Annotated in this window: 4 protein-coding genes; 3 read left to right on the forward strand and 1 reads right to left on the reverse strand. The window is 59.2% G+C overall.

What is annotated here, in order from left to right:
* The first annotated feature begins 108 nt into the window (after positions 1-108).
* A complete protein-coding gene (locus ACO6VD_RS04415) occupies positions 109-579 on the forward strand; it encodes a nuclear transport factor 2 family protein (RefSeq protein ID WP_422417296.1) in 471 nt (156 codons plus the stop codon).
* A gap of 40 nt (positions 580-619) precedes the next feature.
* Positions 620-916 carry a GIY-YIG nuclease family protein gene (locus ACO6VD_RS04420; protein WP_400174033.1) on the forward strand — a complete coding sequence of 99 codons (297 nt, stop codon included), beginning with the start codon at positions 620-622 and terminating at the stop codon, positions 914-916.
* On the opposite strand, the gene yejK is transcribed toward ACO6VD_RS04420, so the two are convergent.
* Entirely contained in the window at positions 897-1904 is a 1008-nt protein-coding gene (gene yejK / locus ACO6VD_RS04425; RefSeq protein WP_400174032.1) for a nucleoid-associated protein YejK, read from the reverse strand. The genes ACO6VD_RS04420 and yejK overlap by 20 nt on opposite strands.
* 405 nt (positions 1905-2309) lie before the next feature.
* Between yejK and ACO6VD_RS04430 the strand changes: the two genes are divergently transcribed.
* Entirely contained in the window at positions 2310-2591 is a 282-nt protein-coding gene (locus tag ACO6VD_RS04430) for an HU family DNA-binding protein (RefSeq protein WP_009398256.1), read from the forward strand.
* Positions 2592-2732 lie beyond the last annotated feature (141 nt).

Here is a 2732-nt window from a genome sequence, read left to right on the forward strand (position 1 = left end):
GAACCCCCACCACCGGGGGAAAGAGCGAGCGGGGGGGGATTGGTCTGCCCCCGCGATTGTTTTTGCCACTATCGTTCGGGCTTATTCCATCGGAAACGGACCCGCCTCATGAGCGATGCCCACAGTGCTTTGATCACCCGCTTCTATCAGGCTTTCCAGCGCCTTGACGCCGAAGCGATGGTGGCCTGCTACAGCGATGACATTGTCTTCAGCGACCCCGCTTTCGGCACCTTGCGTGGCAAGGATGCCGGCGACATGTGGCGGATGCTCACCACCCGTGCGAAGAACTTTACCCTGACGTTCGACAGCGTGAAGGCCGACGAGCACAGCGGAGCTGCCCACTGGGTTGCTACCTACCTGTTCAGCCAGACCGGGCGCACCGTGATCAACGACATCCAGGCGCGCTTTGTCTTTCGCGACGGCAAAATCTGTGAACATCACGACACCTTCGATCTGTGGCGCTGGTCGCGGCAGGCATTGGGCACCACGGGGCTGCTGCTTGGTTGGACGCCAATGGTCCAGGGCAAGGTTCGCCAGCAGGCGTTGAAAGGTTTGCGCGCGTTTCAGGCCGGTCGCTGAACGGGTAAGCTGTGGGCTTTGCCGTCGAATAGTCCGCACCGTGTCCGAAGCCGCCGAAACTCCCGTGAAACCCTGGTATGTCTACCTGGTGCGTGCCGCCAACGGCTCGTTGTACTGCGGTATCAGTGACAACCCGCAACGGCGTTTCATCGCTCATCAGAAGGGCCAGGGTGCCCGCTACTTCAGCACCAGCCCCGCGGTGGCGCTGGTTTACGTCGAGGCCTGGCCGGACAAGGCCGAGGCGCTGCGTCAGGAGCGCCTGGTGAAGCGGTTGCGCAAAAGCGCCAAGGAGGCCCTGGTGGCCTCCTGGCAGGGACTCAGTCCTTGCGACGCTTGAGCTGATCGGTCAACTGCGTCGGCAGACCCTTGATGATCAGCGTGCCGGCTTCCTCGTCGTACTCGACCTTGGAGCCCAGCAGGTGCGCTTCGAAGCTGATCGACAGGCCTTCGGCGCGACCGGTGAAGCGGCGGAACTGGTTGAGGGTGCGCTTGTCGGCAGGGATCTCCGGCGATAGGCCGTAGTCCTTGTTGCGGATGTGCTCGTAGAACGCCCGCGGGCGGTCTTCGTCGATCAGTCCGGAAAGCTCCTCCAGGGTCACCGGCTCACCGGCCTTGGTCTGGCTGGTAGCGTAGTCGACCAGGGTCTGGGTTTTCTCGCGGGCGGCTTCTTCAGGCAGGTCTTCGCTTTCGACGAAGTCGCTGAAGGCCTTGAGCAGGGTACGGGTTTCACCCGGACCGTCGACGCCTTCCTGGCAGCCGATGAAGTCACGGAAGTACTCCGAGACTTTCTTGCCGTTCTTGCCTTTGATGAACGAAATGTACTGCTTTGAAGTCTTGTTGTTCTGCCACTCGGAGAGGTTGATCCGCGCGGCCAGGTGCAACTGGCCCAGGTCCAGGTGGCGGGACGGGGTGACGTCAAGTTCAGCGTTCACCGCTACGCCTTCACTGTGGTGCAGCAGGGCGATGGCCAGGTAATCGGTCATGCCTTGCTGGTAGTGGGCGAACAGGACGTGGCCACCGACCGACAGGTTGGATTCTTCCATCAGTTTTTGCAGGTGCTCGACGGCTACCCGGCTGAAGGCGGTGAAGGTGCTGCCGTCTTCCAGGTACTCCTTCAACCAGCCGCTGAACGGGTGGGCGCCGGATTCGGCATGGAAGAAGCCCCAGGCTTTGCCTTGTTTGGCGTTGTAGCTGTCGTTGAGGTCGGCCAGGAGGTTTTCGATGGCACTGGACTCGGCCAGTTCAGAATCGCGGGCGTGCAGCACAGCGGGGCTGCCATCGGGTTTCTTGTCGATCAGGTGGACGATGCAATGACGGATCGGCATGGGATTCTCGGTTGAAAATGGGCGGTGCAGGCCGCGTTGCAAAGCTGCCAAGTGTACCTCAGGCCAGAGGTGATTCTGCGGCCAGATGTTGGCAGAAATGACGGTTGTTCGTTTTTTGTTCAGTTTTTTGCGTTTTTTCGCGCAAAGCCCCGAAAAACCTGCACATTTACCCTGTCAGCTGCGGATATTTATCCATTCCTGTGGTAGTTTTGCCCGGTCTTGCGCCCCGTGTGTGGCGCATTGCTGGCAGACCGCTCGCGTCACGTCGAACCAAACGTCGTTTTACGTATCTACATACGCTGACGTGGCTGTAACACCGGACCGCCGGTTACCCCGCAGGTCTGGCTCGATGACTGACGTAGCACTCTGCATACTCACTGAATTTGATAGGGAAGGAACACCACCATGGCATTGACCAAAGACCAACTGATCGCCGACATCGCCGAAGCTATCGACGCGCCGAAAACCACCGCGCGTAACGCTCTGGAGCAACTGGGTCAGATCGTTGCTGATCAACTGGAAAATGGCAGCGAAATCACTCTGCCTGGCATTGGCAAACTGAAAATCACCGAGCGTCCTGCCCGTACCGGCCGCAACCCTTCGACTGGCGCTGCGATCGAAATCGCTGCCAAGAAAGTCGTCAAGTTCGTTCCAGCCAAAGTGCTGACCGACGCTGTAAACAAGTAATTGTAAACAGCATCAAAAAACCGCGTCCGGCGTGAGCCAGACGCGGTTTTTTTATGCCCCTGTGGGAGCGGGGGGGGGGGGGGGGGGGAGGAGAGAAAAAAAAAAAAAAACGCAAAAAAAAAAACAAGCCACACTAACTGC

Source organism: Pseudomonas sp. GZD-222, from assembly GCF_049310525.1.
Classification (GTDB): domain Bacteria; phylum Pseudomonadota; class Gammaproteobacteria; order Pseudomonadales; family Pseudomonadaceae; genus Aquipseudomonas.